Below are 6,750 nucleotides of genomic sequence, written 5' to 3' on the forward strand. Positions count from 1 at the left end.
TCGCGGTCGACCTCACCTACAACCTCGTGCGCCAGGCATACCGCCTCGACCAGGTCACGCCACCCCCCGCACCCCTCGCCGCGGCAGCGGAGTGATGGGCGTGAACCGGCGGGACGTCCTGCTCGGCGGTGTCTGCGCGGGTGTAGCTGCCGGCGCGGTTCGGGCCGCTCCGAAGCAGCCGAGTTCGCTTGCAACTTTAGGCGCAGCCAAGGGGATCCGCTTTGGCAGCACGGTCGGGCTCAGGAACTTCGAGGATCCGGCATATCGCGCCCTGAACGCGCGCGAATGCGCGTTGATCGTACCGGAAACGGAGATGAAGTGGGTTGCACTACGGCCCGATGCGAAGCGATTCGACTTCACCGCCGCGGACCGGATCGTCGCCTGGAGCCGCGCCAACAGCCTTGGCGTGCGCGGACACACGCTACTCTGGCACGCCGACCGCTGGACGCCGGATTGGCTCAAGGCGCATGACTTTGGCCCCCGTCCCAGGAGCGAGGCGGAGCGGCTGCTGACCCAGCATGTCAGCACGGTAGCTTCTCGCTATGCATCGGTCGTCGACAGCTTCGACGTGGTGAACGAGGCGATCAATCCGGATACCGGGCTGATTAACGAAACAGCACTCTCCAAGCCGCTCGGCGGGGAGCGGACGATCGACATCGCGTTCCAGACCGCGCGCATAGCCGCTACGAAAGCGCAGCTGGTATATAACGACTTCATGAGCTGGGCGGCCGACAACGAGCGTCATCGCACCGCCATTCTGCGCCTGCTGGAAGGCATGAAAAAGCGTGGTGTCCCTGTCGATGCGTTGGGCGTGCAGAGCCACCTCGGCAGCAAGTTCTCCGACACGCCGACCGGCCTCGGCCAGATCGACGAGGCCGCGTGGCGGCGCTTTCTGGACGAGGTAACGGGGATGGGGCTGGACCTGTTGGTCACCGAGCTGGACGTTCATGACAACCCGCTGCCGACCGAGATTGGGTCCAGGGATGCGCAGGTGGCAGCCCATACCCGGGCATATCTGGACCTGATGCTGTCATATCCGCAGACCCGCACCGTGATGTGCTGGGGCCTGAGCGACAGATATAGCTGGCTAAACGACTTCCGACCCCGCCCGGACAAGTTGCCGAAGCGCCCCCTGCCCTTTGACGCGGAGTTCCGGCCCAAGCCTATGCGTGAGGCGATCGCGGCCGCCTTCACGGCAGCCGCACCGCGCCCGCCACGGCGAGCTTAGAAGGTCATCGTCGCGACGTCGTTGATCGCCCGGTCCGGCACGGCGCGGCTGCCGGTGTGGCGGAATGCGCGCACATCGCGAAGCTGGAAGGCCGGCGCTCCGGCGGGAACCCGAACCCGCGCGACGTCCACGTCGGCGACGTCGGCCAAGACGAAGGCAGCGCGGGGATCGGACTGCGCCAACGCGACCTCCACGTTGCTGATCGTCAACCCGCGCACATGTCGCGCAAAGATGCCGGTCGCCGGCAAGTCACCGAACATGGGTGCTTCCGGATAGGCCAATTCGTTCTCCGGCGGAAGCAGCGCCGCCATTGCAGCGGGCGCTCCGCCCACGTGATGCAGGAACATGTCCGACAGGGTCAGGTCCTCGATCGGGTGATCCGCCAACCCTGCGATCACGGAAGGCAGTTGGTTCGCGCCCGAACTGGTCACGTTCCGGATCGAAATTCGTTTCATGGAGCCGACTGCCCGGCCAGCGGGTCCGCGCATCCGCCGTCCAAGCCGCAAGAATATCGGCGCGTTGATCACACCCCGCATGGTGATGTTGCTCACGACCACGTCCTCCACCACGCCGCCGTCTACGGTCTGGAACGCTAGCCCGCGGCTGTCCTGGAAGATGCAATTGGTAACCGCGATGTTGCGAAAGCCACCGTTCGTTTCCGTCCCGAACTTGATCCGCCCGTGGATCAGCGGCGCAAACTCCGGCGGCATTGGCCTCCAGCTGCCGTCGAGTACCGAGCCCACCTGATAGTTGCCAGCAACGAGGCAATTGGAAATGGCGACGTTCTCCGTCACGCGTGCCTCACCCAGCGCATAGCTGCTCTTGGGGCAGATCGCGTCGTCATAGGGCGCGTTCACCGTGCAGTTGCTCACGCGCACGTTGCGGCAGCAGTCTATGTCGAAGCCGTCGCGGTTGGTATCGCACAGAACATTGTCGATCGTCAGATTATCGACCCCGGTCGCAAGGATCGCGAACCAGCCGCCTTCCAGCATGCGGACATCGCGGATGGTCACGTTGCGGCAGTTCTTGAGTGCAATCGCCTTGTTGCCGGTGCCGGGACCGCTCGGATCTTTCAGCCAATCGTCCTTGCCGTCACCACGGCCAAGACCGCGGCCCCAGATCAGGCCCTGCCCTTCGATCGCGATGTCGTGCAGCCCGTCGCCCAGGATCAGGCTGTTGTGCCAATGGCTGTGGCCGAAGTCCTGAAACATGTCGAAGGGATTGGGTTCGGCCAGATCGTAGCCACCACGGCCGTCCGTCGGCGGAGGGGCTGCCAGGATCGTCGCGCCATTGCCTAGGTGCAGCGTGACGCGACTTTCCAGGTGTATGGTGTAGCAGGCATAGGTGCCGGCCGGGAACCAGACGGTCCCACCTCCACGCTTTGCGACGTGACGAATCGCGCGGTCGATGGCAGGCGAGTCGATATGCGTTCCGTTGCCTTTCGCCCCGAAGTGGCGAACGTCCACGACCGCTCGACTGCCAAGAGCCAAAGCAGCGGAGGGGTGCACTCCTGCCAGTCCCACAAGCGCCGCCGGCGCCCCGACGAGCAGCGAACGGCGATCAAGCAACATGGATGTCCTTCAGGAAAAAGGCGGGACCGCACCGGACGGCACGGCCCCGTAAGGGGGGGCTCAGAACTTAACGGTCGCGCCGAGGAAGAACTCCGTCCCGATCACGTCATAGGTAGCGGAGAAGGTGTTGGCGTTCGGACCTTGGGTCGTGATCGGCGGGTTCTTGTTGAAGATGTTGTTGGCGCCGCCGAACAGCTGCGCGTTCTTCAGGATGTCGAGGCTGAAAGACAGGTCGAAATAGTTCCGGTCGCCGAGCTTGGGATAAGCGATGCTCGACAGGGCTGGCGTGGCGGCCGATCCCTGGCGCGCGGGGATGATGTACCGGTCGGTCGTGACCGGGCCGATATAGCGATGGCGCAGGGAAAGGCTGAGGTCGCCGATGTTCCAGGTGGCGCGCGAGGTACCCCGCCAGACCGGCAATGGCTGGCCGCAGGTCGGACCGAACGAGCCCGCGCACTTGTTCTGGATGTTCGGGAAAGCCGCCACCGGCGTCGACGTGAACTCGTCCAGCCAGGTGAAATTGGAGCCGAGGTCGAGCGTGCTGTTCTCGGCGAGGCCCGGAAGGCCGAAGCCGAGGTTCACGCGATAGCGAGCCGCAAAATCGATGCCAGACGTCTTCAGGCGGCCCGTGTTGGCGTTGCGGACCTGAAGCGCGAACGGGTCGTTGATCTCACCCGTGGACGGATTACGCCGCACGGCCTGGCAGAACTCGCTGTTGATGTCCTGGATGACATTATAGCAAAGGTTGAGCGTGTTCTGCGCACCGCCACCCAGGGCTGCAACGGCGCCCTCCAGGCTGATGTTGAAATAGTCGACGCTGAGGTACAACCGCGGTGCGAAACGCGGGGTGATCACCGCGCCCAGAGTGTAGGTGTCCGAGCTTTCCTCGCTCAGGTTCGGATTGCCGCCGAAGTCAGCCGGGAAGATGTTGTTGGGCTGAACACTGGCGCCGAACACCTGTGACGCGGGCACGCCGGTCGCGATGCAGAGCTGGCGCGCGACGTCGGTCTGCTGCGATGCGGGCCCACGGTTGGAGCATGGATCATTGGTGACGCCGACCACGCGGCTCGTGCCGCCGTAGAGCTCCGATACGTTGGGCGCCCGGATCGCGCGCTGGTACTGGCCGCGGAAGGCGAGGTCGCGGCTGACCCGCCAGTCCGCGCCGCCAAGATAGGTCCAGACCCCGCCCACGCCCGACAGATCGTACTTGGAATAGCGGAACGCCCCGTTCGCGACGAGGCTTTCGATAAATGGCGTGTCGTGGATCAGGGGAACGCGGATCTCGCCGAACACCTCCTTGACCGATACGTCGCCAGCGGTGGGCAGGCCGGGATTGAAGCCGACAACGTCGCCGGATGCGAGGAACGAGTCCGGCGTGAAGCGCGCGCTCGTCTTGCGCCATTCATAGCCATAGGAGAAGCCGACCGGGCCGGCAGGCAGCTTGAACAGGTTGCCGGTGATGGATCCCTGCGCGACCTGTTGGGTAGCGATGGTCGAGTTGGTGGCGCTGATCCGGATGGCGGAAGCACAGGCGTCGGTGATGTTCGCGCCGAAGATGTTGCACACCGGCGCCGCGCCGTTGACCGACAGCAACGACGCCTGCACGCGGCTGCGTGACAGGGCGTTGCGCAGCAGCAACGTGTCTTCGCTGCGCGCATAGGTGTAGTAGATGTCGTATTTCAGGTCGGTAAGAAAATTGTCCGACACCTGGCCCAGGTCGCCGCGGAAGCCGAACGCGCCCCGGAACACGTTGCGGCGTTCGGTGGCGAGGCGCGGGCCGACCTCGACATAGCGCCGACCCGCAGTCAGCAGTGCCAACCCGTCAGCTGGCGCGTTGGTGTAGCTCGCGGTTCCTGCCGTTACCATAGCGCGGCCGGTTTCGGCCAGGTCGAGCTGACGCAAGACGCCCTGAAGCTCTGGCGTCAGATACGGGTTGTTGACGTTGAACAGCGTCGGCGCGCCGACGTTGGTCGGGGCCAGTCGAGCGTCCACCACATTGTTGCTGAAGTGCAGCTCTGTGTAGCCAGTGATGTGATCGTTGAAGTCGTAGTGGCCGAAGGTGTTTATCATCCAACGCTCTTGCGGCTGGATCAGGTAATTGCCGGGACCCAGGTTGAAATCGTCCTGAGGCGTCAGAGCAGGGCGTGCTGCGTTGCCTGCGCCGTTGAAAGTAAAGCCGCGCGAGCCGAGTCCGCCAAGCCCCGCCGCCGTGTAAGCCGCGTTCAGGGCAGCGTTGGCTCCACCAAAGGACGGAATGCCCGAAAAGCGGCCATTGGGAATATCGCCGCTGCCGCCGGCCACGAAGCCTGGTTCGCCACCACCCGCGACGCAGCCCTGTCCGGCGGGCGGGGTGAACGGCGTGCCTGCACTCGTAGCGCTACCCGTTCCCGGCGCGACGCAGCCGTCGTTCAGTGACAGGAAGGCGAAGCTACCGCGATCGCCGCGCGTGATCGCGCCGCGCTTCAGGTAGTTGCCCGACACGACCACGTTACCCCGGTTGTCGGCGAAGTTGCCGCCCACCGTCAGGTCGAAATTATAGACCGGGGTACCCGTCGGCCGGTCCATGTTTAGCTGAGCGCGGCCCTCGACACCCTCGAAATCGTCGCGGATGATGAAGTTCACGACGCCGGTAATCGCATCGGAACCGTACACCGCTGATGAGCCACCCGTCACGATTTCCGTGCGCGCGACCAGGGTGGACGGGATCGTGTTCAGGTCGGTAACCTGCTCGGGGCCGTAGATGGCGAAGCGGCGGCCGTTGACGAGCACCAGGTTGCGATTTGCGCCAAAGCCACGGAGATTGACGTCCGCAAAGCCGCCGGGAACGGTGTTAGATGTGGCGCTACCCAGCTGGGAGCCGACCGCCTGGGGCAGCTGCGCGAGCGTGCGCTCCACGTTCACGTTGCCGGAAAGCTTGATATCCTCCTGGTTCACGACGTTGACGGGGGTCGAGGCGTCGAAGCCGGTGCGAGCGATGCGAGAGCCGGTGACCACGACGTCTGGGGTCGACGCCTGATCGTTCACCGTGCCGGTTTGACCGACGGCGGCACCGGTCGCGTCAACGACACCATCGGGTTGATCGCCGGGATTGGATGGCGTGGCGGACGGCAGTTGTTGCTGAGTGCCCGCCGGAGGGGTCTGGTCGGCGCTGGCGGAAGGAGCGCCGGCGGTCGGGAGGGGAGCGGTCTGCGCGGCAAGCGGGCCCGCAGCCAGGGCTGCCAACATTGTGCCGCCCAGGAATGCGACGCGACGACGGTGAACACGGTCCTTCATGCAATCCTCCCTTGTCGGCGATCCACAGCCCTGAGGCACGCGGTCGTCGTTGATCCCCGGCGGTTGATCCGCCTTCGACCCTGCTTACCCACTCAGCAATCAGAGTCTCATATTGTGGGACTGGCTTTTACAAGTTGGAACGTTGCTCGTCAATGGGCTTCACGACCGGACGAGGATGTCCGGTTTGATCGCGCTGACGTTGGTGCAGCCGGTCAGCGCCATGGCGACGCGCATCTCCGCTTCGACCAGCTCCAGCATGCGCCGGACCCCTGCCTCGCCCCCGGCGGCCAGGGCATAGGCCCAGGCACGGCCGAGCAGCACGCCCTTGGCGCCGAGCGCGAGCATCCGCACCACGTCCAGGCCGGTGCGTACGCCGCCATCGGCCAGCACCGTCAGCCGGTCCCCCACGGCTTCGGCAATGGCGGGAAGCGCCCGGGCGGTGGAGGGGACGCCGTCGAGCTGGCGCCCACCATGGTTCGACACCACCAGACCGTCGGCGCCCAGCGCAGCAGCCTCGCGCGCGTCCTCCACGTCGAGCACGCCCTTCAGGATCAACGGCCCCGTCCAGTCGGCGCGCACCGCTTCCAGGTCCCGCCAGGTAACCGTGGGGTCGAAGTTGTTGCGCATCCAGGCGAAGAAATCCTCCAGCCCGCTGTTGTTGCCGAGCACGGGGGCGAC

The 6,750-nt window shown here is 65.2% G+C and carries 4 protein-coding genes; 1 reads left to right on the top strand and 3 read right to left on the bottom strand.

The window, feature by feature from the left end; all coding sequences use genetic code 11:
- Positions 1-94 precede the first annotated feature (94 nt).
- On the top strand, positions 95-1,228 hold the full coding sequence (locus tag FHS94_RS18965; RefSeq protein WP_184060857.1) for an endo-1,4-beta-xylanase: 1,134 nt from the start codon (positions 95-97) through the stop codon (positions 1,226-1,228).
- Here FHS94_RS18965 and FHS94_RS18970 read toward each other — a convergent pair.
- The 3 genes from FHS94_RS18970 to FHS94_RS18980 all read right to left on the bottom strand — a co-directional run.
- On the bottom strand, positions 1,225-2,799 hold the full coding sequence (locus FHS94_RS18970) for a rhamnogalacturonidase (RefSeq protein WP_184060859.1): 1,575 nt from the start codon (positions 2,797-2,799) through the stop codon (positions 1,225-1,227). The two genes, FHS94_RS18965 and FHS94_RS18970, sit on opposite strands and share 4 nt — an antisense overlap.
- A gap of 60 nt (positions 2,800-2,859) precedes the next feature.
- A complete protein-coding gene (locus FHS94_RS18975) occupies positions 2,860-6,072 on the bottom strand; it encodes a TonB-dependent receptor domain-containing protein (protein WP_246349112.1) in 3,213 nt (1,070 codons plus the stop codon).
- Between the two features lie 159 nt (positions 6,073-6,231).
- Positions 6,232-6,750: alpha-hydroxy-acid oxidizing protein (locus FHS94_RS18980; RefSeq protein WP_184060861.1), on the bottom strand; the 519-nt coding region annotated here is incomplete at its 5' end.

It is taken from the genome of Sphingomonas aerophila (genome assembly GCF_014199305.1).
Classification (GTDB): domain Bacteria; phylum Pseudomonadota; class Alphaproteobacteria; order Sphingomonadales; family Sphingomonadaceae; genus Sphingomonas; species Sphingomonas aerophila.

Excerpts from the sequence above, each read along its gene's own strand:
- FHS94_RS18965 (WP_184060857.1), top strand. The coding sequence starts at position 95 with ATGGGCGTGAACCGGCGGGACGTCCTGCTCGGCGGTGTCTGCGCGGGT.
- FHS94_RS18970 (WP_184060859.1), bottom strand. The coding sequence starts at position 2,799 with ATGTTGCTTGATCGCCGTTCGCTGCTCGTCGGGGCGCCGGCGGCGCTT.
- FHS94_RS18975 (WP_246349112.1), bottom strand. The coding sequence starts at position 6,072 with ATGAAGGACCGTGTTCACCGTCGTCGCGTCGCATTCCTGGGCGGCACA.